Source organism: Sphingobacterium sp. N143 (genome assembly GCF_030325625.1).
Taxonomy (GTDB): Bacteria; Bacteroidota; Bacteroidia; order Sphingobacteriales; family Sphingobacteriaceae; genus Sphingobacterium.
This window is the reverse complement of sequence record NZ_JACAIS010000004.1, coordinates 1-20057: the sequence shown is the minus strand read 5'-3', so window position 1 is coordinate 20057 and position 20057 is coordinate 1. Positions and strand designations below refer to the sequence as shown.

Here is a 20057-nt window from a genome sequence, read left to right as displayed (position 1 = left end):
CTTATTAACAATATATTTTAATTGAATGGTGGCTCAGCTCTATTTAAAGTCGGCGGTGTTAGTCTTCTTATATTGGTTTTTAACTCATCCTGTTACAGCACAGGCCAGCTTTCCAGAACACAGTAATTACACGGACCTGCTGGAACGGGCAAAGCAGGAAAATAAACCGTTATTTCTGATCATTCATCAGCAAGATGAACATCAGTTTATACCTTTTAAAGGAAGCGTTTCCAAAAAGGCAAAAGATAAGCTGGATGCACAATTTGTTGCAGGTATCGTGCAGCTGCACCGTGACGATTTTAACCATCCGCTCCATCAAACATTCTACCTGAATAACCCTATTTATCTCTTTACAGACAAAGACGGAATCCCTTTATTGCGCCACAATAAAGCGGTAGATGGGGCAGCCGAGCTGGAAGCACTCATAGATTCGGCAAGCACCCTGGCAAAGGGTGAAACACTGGGCAAACTCAGCGCACAGTATCACAAGGGGATGCGTCAACAATCGCTGCTGAAAAAGATGCTCGATCACTATCAAGCATTCGATCAATATACTGACCAGCAGGTACTGAGTGATTACATGGCACAACTGACTGTACAGGAACTGAATAATTTTGAGACAGTTATATTCCTGCTGAGCTGTGGTCCGGTGTATAATAGCAAGACCTATCTTTTGGCCCGCACGAATGGTAAAATGGTGGATAGTTTGTATGCCACCTTACCGTTGCCGCGGCGTAAGAAAATAAACAATAGAATTATCCAGCAGACATTCCGGGAAGCACTCAACAAGAAGGATTTATCCTTAGCCCACAGCGCGGGCTATTTTGCGTATCAGACCTGGACGCCAAATTATTTGCGGGGTGCAATTTCGCAAGGTTTTTATCCTTTGGAGTACAAGCGGCTCACGCGAGATACGGTAGCTTATGTTGAAATGGCAAGATCTTTTTACAATGATCGTTTTTATCGTATTTCTCCAGACTCCATGTCACGGATAGATTTCGCACAGGATCGTCAGGCCAAATTCTCGCGGCGCGGCCCCGTATTGGACAGTGCTCAACATGCGGCGTTTAAGCAATCCGTTGAAAAGGGACGCCCATACTATCTGGAGGATCAATCCCGTAACCTGAGCTATGGGGCTAAGCAGTTGCTGGTCTTCGCGAAAAATAATCCTGAAGCTTTATTTGATGCTATCCGCTGGCAGAAGAAAGCGATCGACCAGCGACCAGGAGTAGCACAATATCATGCTACGCTGGCACAGCTGCTTTACCAAGTAGGTTTTTATGCCCAAGCCGAAGCAGAACAGCAACAGGCGATCACGCTTTCCCGATCCAACAAACGACGTCATCAAGAAATGCAGACTGTATTGAAACAGATCCGCTCCAGGCTATTGTGATTTTGAACTTGTGGGAGCAGGTAATAGATTTAGGCGGATCGGAATGGAATACTTGACACGTACAGGCAAGCCATATTGATAACCTGGGGTCCATTTCTGTGCTTTTTTGATCACTTCTATACCATTGGCGGCGGTACCGTAGCCGAGGTCGTTTATCACTTCAAAATCATTGGGTATTCCAGTTTTTTCAATCACAAAGCTGATCAGTAGCTGGCCCGATACCCTGGCTTTCAAAGCTTCTTTGGGAAAGTTATAATTTTGGGCCACAAACATCATCAGCTTTTTTATTCCACCGGGGTATTCCGGATGAACTTCCCGTTGTGTATAGGGGAATTTATTACCCGCACTATCAGTGGTAATACCCTTACTTAACAGCCCCTTTTCATACCATTCCTCAAATCGGTTTTTTCCCTTATTGAATGTCCCTTCCCAATGTCCCTCACGAAGCCCATTGGCGTATTGGCCCTGTTCACTGTCTTTCTTATTGCTGACCTCAAATTTGCCGTTCCCATCCTTTATTTGCACCCTGCCCATAGAATCGGCATAATACAATAGCCGGCTATTGCGTTCTGGAAAAAGGAACTCGTTGGGGCTGCGCTCCGACTTGAAGAAAAAGCGGGTTTCTTTTAAGAGGCCATTGTTATGGTATCTTTTGACCGTGTCACTCAATTTATTGTCCGTATATCCGGCAGAGCTTGCCAGGTTGCCGTTTTCATAATATGTCTCTACCGTTCCCTCCAGGTGTAATGTGCGTGAATCGGCTACCTTGGTCCAGCCATGGCGTTTCAAACTGCCGTTGGGATAATAATCGTTTAATTCGTAAAGCCCCGCTGCATTGGGAGTTGACCGGATGATGCTCGTATAAGCGGCGGAATCTTTGAAGGCGGTATGCCCCCCATTTTTTTTAATATAGGTAACAATAGTCTCCTGAGCTTGTAAAGGAAGCACAAAGCAGGTGAATAGGAGGGTAAGCAAGCTTATGGACAGATTGGACAAATGGTGTTTCATATGGTTAAATAATATGCTTTTTTCTCAAATATACATAAGTTTTTATTAAACTTAATAGGATTTCATTTCTCTTCCCTGTGTCTTACACTGAAATGATCAAATTGGCTCAATCCGCTTTGGGCCATCATTGGGAGTCCCCTAATATACGTCAGTATCCAAGCATATAGATCAATCAATATGGTATGACCCGGATTTGAAGGGATTCAAAAAAATAGTCTTTGGATAGGGCATTTGAGATTATCTTGATTAATATTGGGCCATGAGCCGTGCCTTTTACGTCAAAAGGGCCTGATGTAAATCAGACCCTTTCTCTTAGCGCTTTTCTGTACAGTAATTTGTATGTTTCCTATTGTATGTTTCGTCATCCAATGTTTTTTAAGACAATTGGATTTTTACTGCACTACGCCAATTTTTATGTTGTTCCTTTCTATTGAAAGGTAGCTTGTAGCTGCTCTTGTGTAATAAGAACAATACCCGTTTTAAAATTGTTTTACTTTTTTTCTTTTTTATAGAGGCAAGTAGTGGTAAAAGACACGACTTACGATGACACTTTTTGTATTTCTATTGACCGACAGTTATTTTTTCTGATTTTACGACTTGGTCACTCGTGTTTTTGAACTCGAGAACATAGGTGCCAGGCTTTAGATACAGCCATTCTTTTGTTCTTTTGATGAAGAGCTGATCGGCTGGGATCCGGTGCCCCTGTTTTTCATCCGCATAATAAGCCTGTACGAAAAGGCCCTTTTCCTGAGGGGTGGGATGTAATGGAATCGCTTTTCGCAGTTCATCCAGCAATAAATACGGCGGGCGCTGACCAGACTTTAGATAGCGCGGATAAAGCAGGGAGATATCCACAAAGTCATCATGCCAGATCGAATCAGCGGTCAGGGCGACGAGCGGTTCAGTGAACGCAACGAACTGATTGACCGCCCGAAACTCGCCCGTCTCAAATTCAGGATGATACTGTTCGATGTGCCGGGTCTGCGATATGGTCAATGGGTCAATACTGGTCAGGTCTTTAAAGAACTGGGCCATTTTTTTCCAATCGGTCCGGGAGCCTTCATGTATATGGTCATAGCCGGCATAAACGAGTAGTTTGGCTTGAGGATCAGTTTTCAGCAGCTTGGCCAAATTGACGGCCTGCAGTGAATCCCGCATCCGATTACTGCTGGTTCCCCAGGCTTCATATTTTACCAGCGTAAAGTTCTGCCGAAGAGCTTCCCTGATCATTTCCGCAAAAAGAGGTTCCCTGCTATAATAGCCCATCGTGTCCGTCACGCTCCGAGTCGTATTAATATTTTGATCCGATAGATCCTCTATGGCCAGGTATTTAAAACCCATCTGGCGGAAACCATTTAATAACTGAGATACAAATGCACGGTGATACGGAATATTGTGCGCTTCATTGATCATTACCACCTTTTCATTTTTGGCCCGTTTTAGAATAAAGTCCTTTGCATCAACAAAATGATGCCGTTTATAAAAGGCAGTATCACACTCGATCTTCTGTTCCTTGATCCAGGGGACATACTGTTCATCCCAGTAGAATCGTGAGCTATCATAATTTCCGATCAATGAATGATAAGAAGATTGGAGCTGATAAAAAACTGCCTTGCTTCGGTTATCCATGCTGTCCAATGGCAATTTGCTGAATTGCTGTATCGCGATCTGGTAATTTTCATGATGATTTTTGGTAATCTGTTCATTGAGCTCAAACAACTGCTGAGTATTGATCTGACCATTGGCCCAGTGATTGAGCACGGTAAATAAAAGCATCAGATATATTTTCATAACTAAGAGTTTAGTTTTGATAACTAAATTATTAGTTATATCCCGTATTTCAAAATTTATCTCTCAATCAGGTAGTTTTTTCCGGCACTATCAAAGCTTATCTGTATTGCCCGAATCAAAGTTCACTTCGCTTTTTCCAATCATATTTGTCCTTCCCTGCGATGTTTTTCTTGGCTAATTTGGAAAGCATGGCAGCCAGCTGGGATTTATCTACCCATTGGCCATTTATAAAAACTCCCGAGATCTTCTTGGTATTCCTTATATTTTCCAGCGGATTGGCGTCTAATAAAACCATGTCAGCCCATTTTCCCGGTTGGATTGTCCCCACTTTATCCTCCAGCTGCAGCCATTTTGCAGGCAAGCGGGTAGCAGCTGCCAGTGCTTCGGCCGGTGTTAGTCCCGCTTTGACTAAAAGTTCCAGTTCATCGTGTAGCGCGTAGCCCCAGACCACGCCGGACGTTCCGGCGTCTGTACCTGCGACGATTGGAACACCAGCCCGTTTGAATGCCTTTACCAGACGGATATGAAATTCAGCCATTTTTTCAAAATGTGCGATGCGATCTGGAGAACTGCCCCTGTTATATTGATTGGCCGTTAACCATTTGCTTTGCAATAGCGGATGGACATAGGACAGATACTGTAGGTCACGAAGGCTATCCAGTGTACGAGCCTGCTCCGCGATGCGTACCATTGTGATCAGTGTCGCTGTGAGCCAGGTGTTGTTGTCTTTCGCAAGCTTGGCGAAATGAGCTGCATCACGATCGCTGAAATCAGGACTTTGCTTGGCATACTCTTCAGCATGGGCAACCATATCAAAATGGGGTACAAAAGCCTCTGATAGCCTACCTTTGAAGGTATCCGGAATATGTCCCACCACTTTCATCCCCTGTTTGTTGGCTTCATCAACGATAGCGGAGAAAGTCTCCAGATTGATACTCGAGTAGATCTTGATAAATTCATATCCTAGAGCCTTGGCGATGCGGACAGTCTGGCGCCCATCTGAGGGCGTGTTTGCCACCAATCCCGAACCATTTCCACCATCAATTAAAGCCGCCAAGGCAATGCGTGGGGCAATAAGTCCCGTTTTAACTATTTCATTTCTTTGGGCCATATGTTCGGGCCTTCCACTTAATTCAAATGCGGTTGTCACACCGTTTGCTATATATAGTAGCATAAGATCCTGTGTATCCATTAAGAAATTAGGGCTTTTAGTGGGATAGCTAGCACCAAAATTAAGGTCAGTCGGGTTATGGACATGCATATCGATAAGCCCAGGGATAAGCCATTTACCTTTACCGTCTATGATCTGGGCAGCCTCTGGAATCGGTCCATTGATTGCCGTTATCTTATGATCTTGAACCACCACTGTTGCCTGTTCGATGATTTCTGATCCTGTTGTCATTGGGATGATATTTACATCCTTGATGGCATACAGAGCTTGCTGTTGGATCTTCTGTTCCGATACTTTGTTGCTGACCACCTGTGCCATATGGGTACACCCTTGCAGAACGATAAGGAATATACATAAAAACAGGTGAAAGTTTTTAGAATTGTGAGGTACCATAACTAGTTACATAAAGGTTTATAAGTAACGCAAAGATGAACCGGATAAGCGCGTATAGATTTACAGCGTTCAATTTAGCAAAATAATTGTCCTTCAGCAACTCATGCGCAATGCAAATCGATAGCTTCTCTCCAGTATTAAAGGCAAGAGTAGCTATACCTAATGACTTTCAATAGTCTGAAAGTGAGCTAAACTTAATTTTAAATATATTTTTATATTGAATATTGTTAAATGTAGCGTGTTTAACATTTAATATTTGTTTAATGTTGGTTCTTTGTTAATTATTACTATTTTTACGTTAATTAATGTGTTTTGTGTAAATATTTTAATTGTTTTATGAAAATTATATTGATATGAAGAATAGGTATCTACTTTTATTTGCTGTTTTTTTCTTGTTGTTTACAGCCGGTTGTAAAAAATCAGAGGAAAGTGATTCAGGCGCAACGATGAGTATACTTTTTTCAGATAATAATCATGCTGTCAGGGGCAAAGTGAATTATGATTACAATCTGGACAATTGTGGGCAGATCAATCTTATTACGGCCATTAAAGAAGCGGATGGTACTTATGCAGAATTGAAGCTGACCTTACTTCAGAATGGAGCATTGGCCAAGGTGCAGTATCTAAAACAAAACTCGCCGGATGAGGGACAATATTTTGCTCCACACCTTCAAGCTGAGCAATCATTTAAGGTCTCAGATTTTAACTATGACAAAGCTGGAGGCCATTTGTCTTTTTCTTTCTCAGGCAAGGTTTTCAAAAATGATGAACCCGCTAGTGAACGTATGTTGACGGGTAAGGTAGACCTGAATGCTATTCAATATACGCCATGTACAGCATTGATATTTGATGTGATGACGGTTAACCCAGCTTTCAATTTTTTCTCCATCCCATCATCTTCCCAAAAATCAGTGAACACTACTGCGGGGCCTGATCAGTACAGCGATTTTTTCTACAGTGTTTATTCCAATGCTGGTCAGTTCATCAGCCTGAAGCTAGAACATGACATATCCAAACTGATAGGCCAGGAGATAGCATTTGACGAAAGCAATCAATTGACTAATGTATCCTACTGGGAATACACCGGGCCTAATATGCTTGCAGAATCCTATGGACCTATTGATCGCAACTGGAAGAAATTTCAGACGAAAGGCAAGTTGGTCGATATCCAAAAAACAGTTGGCGAACGACATGATAAGCCTTATTACAAAGGTTTGATTCTAATGGATATCCTCGATGAGGGAAAAGTAGTGAAAGCGGGAGTCGAGTTACCTTTTTATGTTTCATCTTGGGATGAGGAGTAGTTATAAAAGATAAATAAATCAGACGACCATATAGGTTACAAAGCCACATCATCAGATGTGGCTTTTTTTGATTTAATGTTCATTTCCTTTATAGATCCACATAGGTTCAGTTTTTCCAGCCCGCTCAAAGCCATTCTTTTTATAAAAATCTACGGCTTTACCGTCTGCTGTCAGCATCTGCATGTGGAAGTGACCATAGATCTGCTGCATTTTTTCTAGAAGGAGCTGACCTATCCCCTGGCCTTGGAAATCAGGATGAACCAGTAGGTGAGGATAGTAGACGACAAGATACCCATCCGAGATGGCATTCCCCAGACCGACCAATGATTCTCCACTCCAGGCAGAAAGCAGTGTATGCGAATTCATCAATGCCTGATACAGATCATCGGGCTTGTCAGCAGCGCTCCATTTGTTTGCCTTGTATAGCTTTAAAATATCATCTCTATTGATATTTCGGGTGTCTGAAATTGTTATGTTCATTATATAGGGGTAGCGTTGATATAATGCTTTATTATCGATCAATATATCAACAATATTTTAACTTGTAAAATTAATTGAAGCATATGTTTGCTAACAAATCCTGATTACTCATCTTCCCATTTCCATCATTCACCGAATTTTCCTCATTGTTGGTCTAAAGCCCATAGGCCAGGAGCCTATTGTGTTATAGTTTTGAGGCAACAAATAACAATAAATACGACTAATAAAATAAAGACATTATGAACCACCATGAGTGCTTTCAAATGGCACTCATGGTAGCTTTATCACCAAATAAAAACAAATGATTTCGATAAAAAACTCTAGTAAAATATTCTTTGCAGCAGCCTTAATCGCAGTATCCACTTTTGCTATGGCTGCTGAAGGACCAGGTCCGAAATCAGAGAAAGTAAGCGTTAACCTTTCCACAGCAGACTTCGCCTTGGATCGCTATGTTGCGGTCACGACGGGGGGTGAATCAGCAGGGGTGGAGCAGCTGTTTGCCCAAGATTTTAGCCAAAAGATTCAAGCGGCCAATGTAATGACCTACGGACGTAACGCAGTGATTAAATCTTTGAAAAAACAAAAGGGAGAAATGCTGAACTGTAAAACAAATATCAAGATCGTCGAAAAATCAGCAGACTATATGATTGCAAAAATTGTACTGAAATTTGACCACTTCAGCCTGACTGACCTGGTGACTTTGGCCTACGAGCATGGCAGTTGGAAGGTGTTCAAGTCAGTTCATTCCTATCAATAGGAAGCCATCTCAATTAAATATATACATGTTGTGGAGCTACATCCGATGATGTGGCTTTTTATGTCACAAGGGCCTAATGTCAGTCAGGCCCTTTCTCTTAGTGTTTGCTTGTATGGTCATGTCCCTCATACAATTGACATCGCATGCCATGTTTCGGGCACCTAGCGTATCGTTTTATGGATATATATTCTAATACACTTTTTATTAAAACTTTTTAAATATTTTAATGTCTTCCGCTATTTCCATTGCTTTCTTCATATCAGGAATGCCATATCCATATGGTATAATAGGATTGTTCATCCTATCTCCTGACTTGCGTATCACGTCCAATAAATCTTTATTACTCAATTGAGGATAGGCCTGCCATAAACAGGCGACTAAACCACAAATTATGGGGCTTGAATAAGAAGTTCCACTTCGGGTTTCACTAGTGCCAGATTCTCCGATTACGTGAGCGCTACTCCCTAGAGCCATTACATCCGGTTTCATTCTGCCATCTACAGTCAGCCCCCAAGAGGTAAAATAAGAAACCAAGCGATTATCATTTACCGACCCTACTGTTAGCACAAGTGGGGAGTCGGCCGGGCTTCCGACCCAGTTTCTATCATTGCCCGCACAATTGACAATCATAATACCTTTATTGGCAGCGATATTAGCTCCTCGTGTAGCAAATGTGGTTTTACCATCCATTTCTTCAAATTGATAAGGAGGATTGTAGAAACTCTCGGGGCCATAGTAAAGCGATGAATTAATGATATCCACACCCACACTGTCAGCAAACTCAGCTGCACTTACCCAGTAGTCTTCTTCAATATGATGCTCGGACGATTGGTCTTCAGAGCGTAATAACCAGTAGTTTGCTTCAGGTGCCGTACCTACATATGTACCCGGTTGATTGGCAGCCATACAAGAGGTTACCCAGATACCGTGCAGATCGACAGCATATGGATCGTCGTTTTCATATACAAAAGATTTGGCACCTTTGATATTCATGTTTTTAAAAGCTGGATTATTTTTAAGATTCAAAAATCCTGCATCGATGACAGCAATATCTATCCCCGCTCCTTTAAAGCCATTTTCATGAAGTATTTGGCCATTATTTACGCTAATATTTGAGATTGCAGCTCCATAGTCTAAATGATTATTTGGAGAGTGGTTGGATGCTTTTTGAGGTATATCTTTATATTTACCTTTTTCGGCCAATGTCATTCTAGGACCTTCCCATACTTTTTCTACAGATCTAACAAAAGGCAGGACATTATATTTGTCTATGAGGAAATAATCTTCGCAATGTACTGTGACAGTATTGAGCCATTTACTCTTAGCTGCAATTTTACATCCTATCTGCTGGATTTGAGTCAAATAATCCTCCGAAATAGGAAGATCGGAGTCGTCAATTGAAATATTTCTTTTTAATCGTCGTTGGATAGCTTTTTGAGATAAAAAAGTTTCGGGCTTATGAATTGAGTGAGAAGATGTCCCTTTATCTTTCAATATCAGTCTAAATTTATAGTCGTTGGCATCAGTGACAACTATCTTTGTTTTTGCCGTTGCCTTACCATTAGCAAGGGTCGCTATGACATATGTTTCACCGGCAGCTTCGGGCCATACTGAAGCTTCTTTGGTTATTGCATTTTGTGTTAAACTTGCTATTCGAGTGTTTTCGATTGTCCAGTTGATTTCATTTGATTCGCCTTCTGGAAGATTTTGGAGCTCAACAGTCAATCTAGCTCCTACAAATTGTACGTCGCGTTGTAAATAAACTATGTCTGGTTTTATGATAATTTTTATAGGCTCTGGCTCAGGAATGATAACATCCTCATTCTTTTTACAGGAGTTAAACAGAAAACAAAGAAATAAGCAGTAAAAGGAGATTTTGAATGAATGAAGCATTAAAATTTTCTAATTTAATTAACAAGTATGAAAAATATATGGTCTTTTTTGATTCGATTAAGTAAGCCTTAATCTGTTTAAATAAAATCTGCAGCAAAGTAAATAAAGTTTTTGTTGAAAAAATATTTTTTTCGATTTTCTGTTGCATCGTGATCTTTTGGAGCAAGGAATATAAAGTTTTTTACTCACCCGCATCTTTCCGCCATTCACCGAGTTTTTCTGTCAGTTGGTCTAAAGTCCATAGGCCTGGGGCCTATTGTGCTGTAGTTTTGAGTCAACAAATAACAACAACCATCATGAGCATAGATAGAAATGCTCATGATAGCTTCATCACTGATAAGGAGCAAATTATTTAGATGAAACTACTAACACAATAAAATAAAGACATTATGAAAACTCTAGTAAAAACATTCACAGCAGCAGCCTTAATCGCAGTATCCACTTTTGCTATGGCTGCAAACAATCCAGTATCCAGACCAGAAAAACCTGAGATTGATCTTTCCAGTGCAGACTATGCTATTGACTATTACGTTGCGGTCACTACCGAAGGTGAGTCGGATGGGGTAGAACAATTGTTTACCAAAGACTTTACACAAAAAGTTCAGTCATCCAACGCGCAGACCTATCGTCGTGACGAGGTCGTCAAATCCTTGAAAAAACAAAAAGGGGAGAAGCTAAATTGTCTGGTCAGCACGCAGGTTATTGAAGAGTCCGCTGATTATATGGTGGCCAAGGTCATATTGAAATTCGAAGGCTTCACCAAGACCGACTTGGTTACTTTGGTACATGAAGGCGACAGCTGGAAAGTATCCGAGTCTATCAATACCTATCAATAGTATCCGATCATCAGTGGTCAGTCGGGTTAGTTTAGGCTGACCACTAGTGAATCATATGTTTATTAAGGCCACGTCGTGAGATGTGGCTTTTCTGGATAATCGGGTTTAGTGTAAAAAAGTAATGTGCAATTTTTTTAAGCTACTATACTCGTATATCAAAATTATTGCGGAACCCGAAAAGCAGTTAGAGTAGGGACAAACTTATAAATCAAATTATCATGAATTCAAAAAAAAATAAAAATCAAAAGAAAAATGTAGCGAAGCTGCGCCGATAGAAGGAGACCCAGTAAGAATTCTTCAATTGAATGATACTATCTTATGTATAATTCCGCAAAATACCAAGCTTAATCAATTCTCAAATAAAAAAACGATTATATTAGAGGAGTATTGATAAATCTTTAATGAAAAAACAATTTGAACCGATCAAAGTTCAATTTACTCTTTGGACTTTATATTTTTTATTGAAATTAGTGCTGTTATATATTCTTGAGAGTGATTTTTATCTTATTGATTTTTTCCTATCTCATGTACTGTTGGCCTTATTTTTTTATGTAAATTATACTTACGTCCTCAATTATTGTAAAGTAAATTTATTCAAGACTATTTATCTATCTATTGCCTGTTTAGCCTTTTATCTAATCATGCGTTATCTGATCAAAATTCCTTTTATTAATCTTTTGTATGGTATAAAGCAGGAATTTCAATTAAAGCTATTTCTTATCGAATCAGGATATCTGTATTTTCAATTATATCTTGTCTCTTTTGGATATTGGACGATTAAAAGAAGTGCCACCATATTACAAAAAGTAGAAAAAGAAAAAAGTGAAATTCTCATTGAAAAGCAGAGTAAGGAGATTCTAACCGCAAGGATGGAACTCGATTTTCTTAAAGCGCAGATAAACCCACATTTTCTTTACAATACTTTAAGCTTCCTTTATGGAAAATCGGTCAACAATTCGCCTGAACTTGCTGAGGCAATTCATTTGCTTTCAAATATCATGCGTTATTCGTTATCAACCACTGACGGAGAAAACCATTATGTTCGGTTATCAAAAGAGCTCGAGCACATTGAGAATTTAATTAAAATCTATAAAATTAGATTCAACAACCAGATTTATGTAAAATTGAGTTATGACCCATTATTAAAAGATGTTGAAGTTATTCCTTTGATTTTCATTACTGTAATAGAAAATGCTTTTAAGTATGGTATATTGCATGATCCAAACAAACCTATTGCTATATCTTTTAAAATAGAAGAAAATTATTTATATTTCACTTGTATTAACTATGTCCCGGCTACACCTAGAAGATATAATGAAAGTTCAGGAATAGGATTAAAGAATACGATTCGAAGACTTACTATATATTACAAAGACAGGTTTGAACATAAAAATTATATAGACGGGGACAGATATATTTTTGAAGTATTTTTAAGGATTTGATAATGAATACCTGTATTATAATTGATGATGAACAGCATATTGTTGAACTACTAGCTGGGTATGTCAATAAGACACCCCACCTTGAACTTAAGAAGACCTTTAACAACCCTTTACAGGCTTTGGATTATTTGGATAAAAATAAAGACATAGATCTGGTTTTTATCGATATCAATATGGAGGAGTTGTCAGGACTTGAGTTTGTCAGGATAAAAAATGGACAGCATAAATTTATTATGGTCACCGCATTTGAAGAATATGCGATTCAGGGGTACGAAAATGATATTGTAGATTATCTATTGAAGCCGGTTACCTTTGAAAGGTTTATGACTGCTATGGGTAAATTCAATAGAAGGAACAATGTTGGCAACTCAAATACTCCCAAACTCGTAAAAGACTTTTTGTTTGTCAAAGGGGACCAAAAAGGCAAGTATCTAAAGGTAAAGCTCAACGAAGTGCTATATATAGAAGGGCTGAAAAATTATGTATCGATATCATTTGTGAATAACAAATTGACAACATTGATGAATATGAAAGATCTCGAGTTTACTTTAATGAATTCAGGTTTTATCAGAATTCACCGTTCCTTTATCGTTTCCATCTCAAAGATAGCAGCGTTCAATGGCGGACATCTGAAATTGGAAGGTTCAGATCGCTTGTTCCCCATCGGAGAATCCTATAAAGAACAGCTGATGAAAGTTCTCGAAATTTAGTATTCGTCCCTTAAAAATAGGATTTGGTGTAAAAAAAGACTTGATTTAAATATCAAGTCTTTTTTTTGTTATAACTAACATATATGACAATGAAGACACTGTTACTGACAACTATTTTTTTTATATCGCTAACTGCTAAAGGCCAAAACATATATTCTGGTACCATTGTAGATCAAAAAACATTGCAAGGTTTAGCAGGGGTATCTATAAAGCTTATCGATCATGATGACAATCAGACAAGCAAAATGTTAATGTCTGCTCATGATGGTTCATTTATGCTTAAAGATATCCATGCAGGCGGATATAAAATGATACTAACAGCGACAGGGTACAAAAGCGCTGAGCGTGAAATTATTATTCCCGGCACTTCTTCTAAAGCTGACACCACTTTTCTAATGAAAGATGAGCTGATGCTTGATGAGGTTCAGGTGAATAGGGTGAAAAAATTATTAAGCTATAAAACAGATCGTGTCATACTGAATCTCGACGGTTCTGATATTGCTCAGGGAAATGATGTTATGACTATTTTAAGTATGAGCCCATATGTCCAGGTTGTCAATAATCAAATTAAAGTGCAAGGGAAAACCAACATAGCTGTTTTTCTCGATAAGCAGCGTATACCAGAAACCTCTTTGCAAATGGTATTATCTACCCTATCAGGAGACAAAATTGAAAGAATTGAAATCATCACTGCGCCTTCATCTAAATATGATGGAAATACTTCGGCTGTTATTGAAATCTATACAAAAAAGAAAAAAACGAAAGGCATTATTGCTTCAATAGAAGGGAGCATATTTAAGGGCATAAAAGCCGGAGGGAGTGGTGGTTTAACTGCAAGTGTGAATCTTGGAAAAGTTTATTTTGAAGCCGATGCAAACCATAACACAAAAAAAATGATTGAAAAAGGTTATCAAAATAGACTATTGATAAAAGATTCCCAGGAAATCGGAGAATTAAACCAAGATATAGATTTTTCAGATAATAACTACAATTCTGGATCCTATTCAGCCGGCATGGGCTATCAACCGTCCAACAATGATAGATTGGCGTTTACTTTTAGAAGAAATTACAATAAATACGATGGTCTTGGGAATGTTTTCATTACTAAAAGGGAAAATGATAATTTATCGAAAATAGATAGTAAAAATGATATCAAATATGATATCAACAATTATACGTTTGGCACCAATTATATCCGAACTTTAGATACTTTGGATTCGCGGATTCAATTTTCTGGAGATATCCTAGTATATGAAAATGAAAAAAATCAGAAATTGGAAGAGATTACCGGAAGCGAAAAACAATATACATTCAATAATACCTATTCCAAATTTAATGCAAAGACATTTGCTATAGATTTTGATAAGAATTATAAAAGGTTTAAGTATAGTGTCGGAACGAAATATGTTCATACACAGAGTGATAATATACAGCGCTTTAATCAGAATAATATAATTGATACCTTGGAAAGCCGTTTTAATGAATCCATTTTTGCCCTTTATCTTTCTGGTGAATATAAATTTTCTGAAAAGGTCAATCTCAGTTTAGGATTAAGGGGTGAACATACAGATTACAAGCTTTCTCTGCAGCAGGACCTCAAAAGAAACTATTTCCATTTTTTACCTAAAGTAAGATTTGATTATCTGCTCAATGACAATTATACTTTCTCTGCTGGGTATGCTAGAAATATAAATAGACCTTCATACAGCAAATTGATACCATACGAATTTATCATAGACAATTATACTGTTAACCGTGGAAACTCAAAATTAATTCCAGAAGTTCATCATGAGTTCTTTATGAATGCCAGTTTGAAGGAAACCAATCTTACTTTAAACCATACTATAACAAATAACAGCCTGAATGATTATTACATATATAACCCTGAAACCTATAAATATACCCTTACTACAGACAATTTCTATAATAAATATCAATGGACATTGAGTCTTTCTCGCTCTTTCAATTTTGTGAAATTTTGGAATTCCAATCTATATTTAGAAGGTAGTCATCTAAAATTTAGTTACCCTGGACTGGAGGACGGAGAGATCAAAAGAAAGTCTAAGTACTATGGGAATTTAAGTTTCTATAACAGTTTTGCAATAGCAAACGGATGGAATGTTGAGGCTGTATTTTTTGGAAGTACTGCATTCTTGGATGGACTTTATGACATAGGGGCTTTTTCAAACACGACCTTGGGCGTGCGAAAATCTCTTTTTGGCAAAAAGGCATTCATTAAATTATCCGTTTCAGATCTTTTTTATGATGCTAATGTAAAAGTCAAAACAGAAGATCTGCCAGCGATATCACAAAGTTATCTTAAAAGAGATACGAGAAAAGTTACTCTTAGTTTTAAATATAATTTTTCAGCAGGGGCTAAGTCAAAAAGTAAAAGTCTAGAAAACGATGGAAACACAACCTTAAAAGAAAGACTTGGAATGTAAAGTTAAAATTCACCTCCCCATTTCCGCCATTCACCGAGTTTTCCTGTCCGTTGGTCTAAAGCCTATAGGTCTGGGGTCTATTGTGCAGTAATTTTGAGTCAACAAATAAGAACAACAACCATCATGAGCATAGATGGAAATGCTCATGATAACTTCATCACAAATGAAGAACAAATTATTTAGAAGAAAACTACTAACACAATAAAAAAGACATTATGAATTCATTAGTAAAAACATTCACAGCAGCCGCTTTAATCGCAGTATCCACATTCACTATGGCTGCTGAAAGACCAGGTTCCAAATCAGCAAAAGCCAACGTTAATCTTTCCACTGCAGACTTCGCATTGGACCACTATGTTGCGGTCACTACCGAAGGCGAATCAGCAGGAGTGGAGCAGTTATTTGCTGAAGGTTTCAGCCAAAAGATCCAAGCTTCCAATGCGCAGTCTTATAGCCGTACTGCGGTGATCAAATCCTTGAAAAAGCAAAAAGGAGAGCAGCTGAATTGCGCGGTAAGTACGGAGATCCTTGAAGAGTCTGCAGATTATATGGTGGCCAAAGTAACGATGAAATTCGAAAACTTTTCCAAAACAGATCTTGTGACTTTGGAGCGCGAAGGTAACAGCTGGAAAGTCTCCAAATCGATCAACTCATATAACTAAGAGCCATCTCAAATAAATATATAAATGTTGTTGAGCCACGTCCTGAGATGTGGCTTTTTATTTGGATGGCCGGAGGCTATTATCAAAGCGTCATGCGTTAAAAAGAGTTAATAACATTGGCAAAGGTTTAGTTTTATAATATTTTTATTGTAAAACTAATTGAAAGTGAATGGACTACAATTGTTGTTGCTATTGCTCTTTATCACAAACTTATCTTCTGCACAAGATCTGAAAGGCACGATTAAAGATAAGCATTCGGGCGATTTTCTTATGGGGGTTTCGATCAAAGTAACTTCGCGGAGCACCTTTTCCGATGGTTATGGCAAATTTATATTACCGGGCATTCATCTTGGAGATACAATCACCTTTTCTTCAATCGGATATCGTGAAGTTAAATATATCGTGAATAATACCAATCTGGATAATCTGGTTATCTATATGGAGCAAACAACGATTTTGTTGGATGAAGTCAAGGTCAATCCGTTAAGAAATTATAAGGCTGATTCCTTAAAGTTTCGGGAAGAATTTGCCAAGGCCTTCAATTATAGCAAACCCAAATTTAAAGACATTTTTATCACCAAAAACTATTCTTCAAATGTTCCTAGATCACCTTATCAAGCTAGCAATAGTACTGCTTCGCTGATTAGTGTTGATGTGCTTTCTGTTATTTCTATGTTAGGGAAAAAACGTAACCCCCAATCTAAGCTCCAACAGAAATTGATAAAAGAAGAGGAAGAGCGATATCTTGACCACACCTTTTCAAAGCGTATGGTTCAAAGTTTGACGGGCCTTAAAGGAGACTCTTTACAAAGTTTCATGCAGTTGTATCGTCCGGACATTGACAAAGCGAAACACATGTCCGACTATGATATTATCCTTTACATCAAAAAGAGTTATCATGAATATATTGGGCCTTAAGTAGCTTTATCATCTTTCTTTATGTACAGCGTATAAAAGAAAATACTCCCCGATATGATATAAGGAATAAGTATTGAGAAATCATTGAATGTTAATCGGTGATTGTCCCTATAAATGTGAATAATATCATTAATCCCCAATCCTAGGAAAAATAGACAGAAGACAAAGGCTATAAAAATTATTTTTTTATTTATCTTAAACATATCACCTAATTATTTTAGTCCCGATAAGCTTCGACTCCATTGAGCATACGCGTATATTAAATCCTACAGCATCAACGACAGACGCCCCTGCATAGGGTGTTAAGTAGCTCTTCGTTACTTTATTTGTTGAAGCTGACTTTATGCACTACTCTTTTTTTGTTTTGATAGTGTCATGACTACTATTGCTATTTGGGATATTAGCATAATTGAAAGCCCGCTAGTAAAAGAATCAGCCCCTCCATTGATATAGCGAAAAAATATCAATGATATCTCCAAAAGCATCAGGCCGTACATTAGTTTTCTAAAGATTGATTCCATGATTTTTTGAATTGGTAACTCTTTTCAAAATATCTTTCTTATAGCAATTTAAGCAAATAAATTTGGTATTGCAATTTTTAAATAAGGGCGCTTAGCTGCTCGATACCCCTTCTAATAGGATGCTATTAATCAGTTTTATTTGAGAACGTATTTATTGAACTCAGACTGTAATAGGCGATTCCATTGTCCGGGTATTCTTCTAGGATCTGTTCATAAAGAGCCTTTGCCTTTTCAGGTTGCATGGTCTGTGCATAGCAGAATGCAATATTACAGAGCGCCATTTCCCGATAACACATCTTTGAAGCACTCAATAGCGTTACCGCACGGTATTTGTCCAACCACTTGTTTTTTGTGAAAAAATCAGCGCTCTGGCTGAAGTATTCCGAGGCCGTCTTGAAGTCTTTTTGCTTGATCGCTTTCATCCCTTTTTTATGGCTTAAGGGGATTGTCTGCTGCAATACAATGGATAATAGGGCAAATAGGACTGCACCGATAAAAAGCCCGTGTTTTGGAATGAAAAATGCAAAGACGGCTAAAAAAAGTATCCATAATACGATGATGACCAGGATTGCTGGCCAGGATACTTGTCGAACGATTGGAACTTTTACACTCATATTACTGCAATATTATACCTATCCTTTCCCGTTCTTTATCCGATAGGGGGATAGCCTGTTCAATGATGGGCAGTATCTCCGCTTTACGGTCTGTTTGTAACAAGAGATCCAAAAAACCCAAGTAAGTCCTAATTAAATCAGCTTTAATACCCACAAAGGCGCGTGGATTGGCAATGTAAAGCTCCTGCACCAGTTGTAGAAGCGTAGCCTTACGATCCTTATCTGTATCAGAAGCACCATAACGGGGTAAAAGGTCCTTCTGTGCGAGTTCTTCTAGTTTGATGTCCACCGCCTTTTCACGTACATATTTCTTCTGTTTCCTTTCCAGCATATCACGTAATTCGGCCAATAGCTTGCGGTATACTACTTGCTGTTCTTTCTCGCTGAATAAGTTTCCTTCAGTAGACAGCGTCATATCCGAGATTTCAAAACCGTCAAAAAAAGCGGACTCCACATACACCGAATGGTGGAACTCGATCGCATTATTATTAAAGCTGCTTAGCAGTTTGGCCACCTCCACTTTATGACTGTTCAGAAAATAATAATAGTAGCGGTCACCTATCGGATATTTCCATCGGATATAGTTAATCTTAAATACGAACGAATTCTCCTGGGGGCTGTATATCGTCACCGAGGTTTCATCAGTCTCCTGAATCAGCTGCTGATAGGAGATCGGTTTACCATTTATCTTGATACTGTAGCCCGTATCCTTATTCAGATGCAAGAACCAACCAAATTCCTGTGCCAGAAAATCCCTGAATTCCTCCGATTCGAGTGTCATTGCATTCAGTCCAAATACGCCATCGAGGACCACTTCAGTACCCGAGTGTTCCGCTTGTGCTGGCAGCGGTTCGGAGCTTTCGTACGATTCTTTTGTATCTCTGTCTATGATTAATGTATAAGCTATGAGCGCATCGTGTTGGACTACGACAGTATGCCAGGTGGCACGTGTTGCAAAAAGAGAAAAAGAGAATCGTCCTTTCCCTTTTTTACCGCGGGTATATGAAGTCCGTTTTGGTTGCCCTTTCTTGAGCGAGTCCAGAAAATTACCAAATGAATAGTCCAAGGTGTCCGGCATGATACCTTCTCCATTATCACGGATGCTGATACGTTCGATAAAGCCCAGTTCATTACTCTTGATATCAATGGACACGGCAGTAGCTTTAGCATCAAATCCATTCCATATATATTCAGCAATGGCCTGTTTGGCATCTTTTGGTAGACCGGCAGATTCTATGCTTGCATTTGTGATCTTGGTACTATTCTTCATGATAATTCAGCTTTATACCAAATCTATTAAAATTCTCATTTATTTGCATGCTTTATAGGTTTATAAATTTAGTTCAAAAACCACATCATGAGATGTGGACAAAATACTTTTTCAGGAGCACGATCTGCCCTAAGTGATAATAGCAGTGTTCAATCATCGACTCTATATTTAGATGATAAGTACCATATTTCTCATCTATAAAAATTTCTTGTAGTTTTTCTTCTGGTATTTGTTCAATTAATTGAGCAAATTCTATGGCATCTTTCCAAAAGTTAGTTAAAAAAACGTCCCATTCATCACTTGAAATTATAGCAGGAAAATCAAAGCTATATTTATCCCTTATGGTTAGCGTTCCCGTTCTAAAAGCATCTTTTGGAATTGCAACAATAAAATGGACACATAGTTAAGCTGCAATATTTTGTTTATTGATTTTTCTAGCAAACTCCTCTG

At 38.6% G+C, this 20057-nt stretch carries 16 protein-coding genes; 9 read left to right on the top strand and 7 right to left on the bottom strand.

The window, feature by feature from the left end:
• Nucleotides 1-55 precede the first annotated feature (55 nt).
• A complete protein-coding gene (locus HX021_RS09070) occupies nt 56-1393 on the top strand; it encodes a hypothetical protein (RefSeq protein WP_286589875.1) in 1338 nt (445 codons plus the stop codon).
• Here the strand turns inward: HX021_RS09070 and HX021_RS09065 are convergent.
• The 3 genes from HX021_RS09065 to HX021_RS09055 form a co-directional block, all read right to left on the bottom strand.
• The gene (locus HX021_RS09065) at nt 1385-2401 is read right to left on the bottom strand and encodes an energy transducer TonB (RefSeq protein WP_286589873.1); all 1017 of its coding nucleotides are present in this window, start codon (nt 2399-2401) and stop codon (nt 1385-1387) included. The two genes, HX021_RS09070 and HX021_RS09065, sit on opposite strands and share 9 nt — an antisense overlap.
• Nucleotides 2402-2962: 561 nt before the next feature.
• On the bottom strand, nt 2963-4192 hold the full coding sequence (locus HX021_RS09060; RefSeq protein ID WP_286589872.1) for a hypothetical protein: 1230 nt from the start codon (nt 4190-4192) through the stop codon (nt 2963-2965).
• 115 nt (nt 4193-4307) lie between these two features.
• Entirely contained in the window at nt 4308-5681 is a 1374-nt protein-coding gene (locus HX021_RS09055; RefSeq protein WP_286589871.1) for an amidohydrolase family protein, read from the bottom strand.
• 428 nt (nt 5682-6109) lie between these two features.
• Between HX021_RS09055 and HX021_RS09050 the strand changes: the two genes are divergently transcribed.
• A complete protein-coding gene (locus HX021_RS09050; RefSeq protein WP_286589869.1) occupies nt 6110-7060 on the top strand; it encodes a hypothetical protein in 951 nt (316 codons plus the stop codon).
• A 72-nt stretch (nt 7061-7132) separates the two neighbouring features.
• On the opposite strand, the gene HX021_RS09045 is transcribed toward HX021_RS09050, so the two are convergent.
• Nucleotides 7133-7540: a GNAT family N-acetyltransferase gene (locus tag HX021_RS09045; RefSeq protein WP_286589868.1), complete on the bottom strand. Its 408-nt coding sequence runs from the start codon at nt 7538-7540 to the stop codon at nt 7133-7135.
• Nucleotides 7541-7841: 301 nt separating this feature from the next.
• Between HX021_RS09045 and HX021_RS09040 the strand changes: the two genes are divergently transcribed.
• Nucleotides 7842-8297: a nuclear transport factor 2 family protein gene (locus tag HX021_RS09040; RefSeq protein WP_286589867.1), complete on the top strand. Its 456-nt coding sequence runs from the start codon at nt 7842-7844 to the stop codon at nt 8295-8297.
• A gap of 204 nt (nt 8298-8501) precedes the next feature.
• On the opposite strand, the gene HX021_RS09035 is transcribed toward HX021_RS09040, so the two are convergent.
• Nucleotides 8502-10190, bottom strand: coding sequence for a S8 family peptidase (locus tag HX021_RS09035; protein ID WP_286589866.1), 1689 nt, complete (start codon nt 10188-10190; stop codon nt 8502-8504).
• 389 nt (nt 10191-10579) lie between these two features.
• Between HX021_RS09035 and HX021_RS09030 the strand changes: the two genes are divergently transcribed.
• From HX021_RS09030 to HX021_RS09005, 6 genes are all read left to right on the top strand, one after another.
• On the top strand, nt 10580-11026 hold the full coding sequence (locus HX021_RS09030) for a nuclear transport factor 2 family protein (protein WP_286589865.1): 447 nt from the start codon (nt 10580-10582) through the stop codon (nt 11024-11026).
• Between the two features lie 401 nt (nt 11027-11427).
• Nucleotides 11428-12468, top strand: coding sequence for a sensor histidine kinase (locus HX021_RS09025; protein WP_286589864.1), 1041 nt, complete (start codon nt 11428-11430; stop codon nt 12466-12468).
• Between the two features lie 2 nt (nt 12469-12470).
• On the top strand, nt 12471-13178 hold the full coding sequence (locus HX021_RS09020) for a LytR/AlgR family response regulator transcription factor (protein ID WP_286589863.1): 708 nt from the start codon (nt 12471-12473) through the stop codon (nt 13176-13178).
• Between the two features lie 89 nt (nt 13179-13267).
• Nucleotides 13268-15622 (top strand): TonB-dependent receptor domain-containing protein, encoded by a 2355-nt coding sequence (locus HX021_RS09015; protein ID WP_286589862.1) that lies wholly within the window; start codon nt 13268-13270, stop codon nt 15620-15622.
• A gap of 215 nt (nt 15623-15837) precedes the next feature.
• Complete coding sequence (locus HX021_RS09010) at nt 15838-16284, top strand: hypothetical protein (protein ID WP_286589861.1); 447 nt, start codon at nt 15838-15840, stop codon at nt 16282-16284.
• 165 nt (nt 16285-16449) lie between these two features.
• Nucleotides 16450-17202: a carboxypeptidase-like regulatory domain-containing protein gene (locus HX021_RS09005; RefSeq protein WP_286589860.1), complete on the top strand. Its 753-nt coding sequence runs from the start codon at nt 16450-16452 to the stop codon at nt 17200-17202.
• Between the two features lie 646 nt (nt 17203-17848).
• Here HX021_RS09005 and HX021_RS09000 read toward each other — a convergent pair.
• Nucleotides 17849-18337, bottom strand: coding sequence for a tetratricopeptide repeat protein (locus HX021_RS09000; RefSeq protein ID WP_286589858.1), 489 nt, complete (start codon nt 18335-18337; stop codon nt 17849-17851).
• Between the two features lies 1 nt (nt 18338).
• Entirely contained in the window at nt 18339-19607 is a 1269-nt protein-coding gene (locus HX021_RS08995) for an ATP-binding protein (protein ID WP_286589857.1), read from the bottom strand.
• Nucleotides 19608-20057 lie beyond the last annotated feature (450 nt).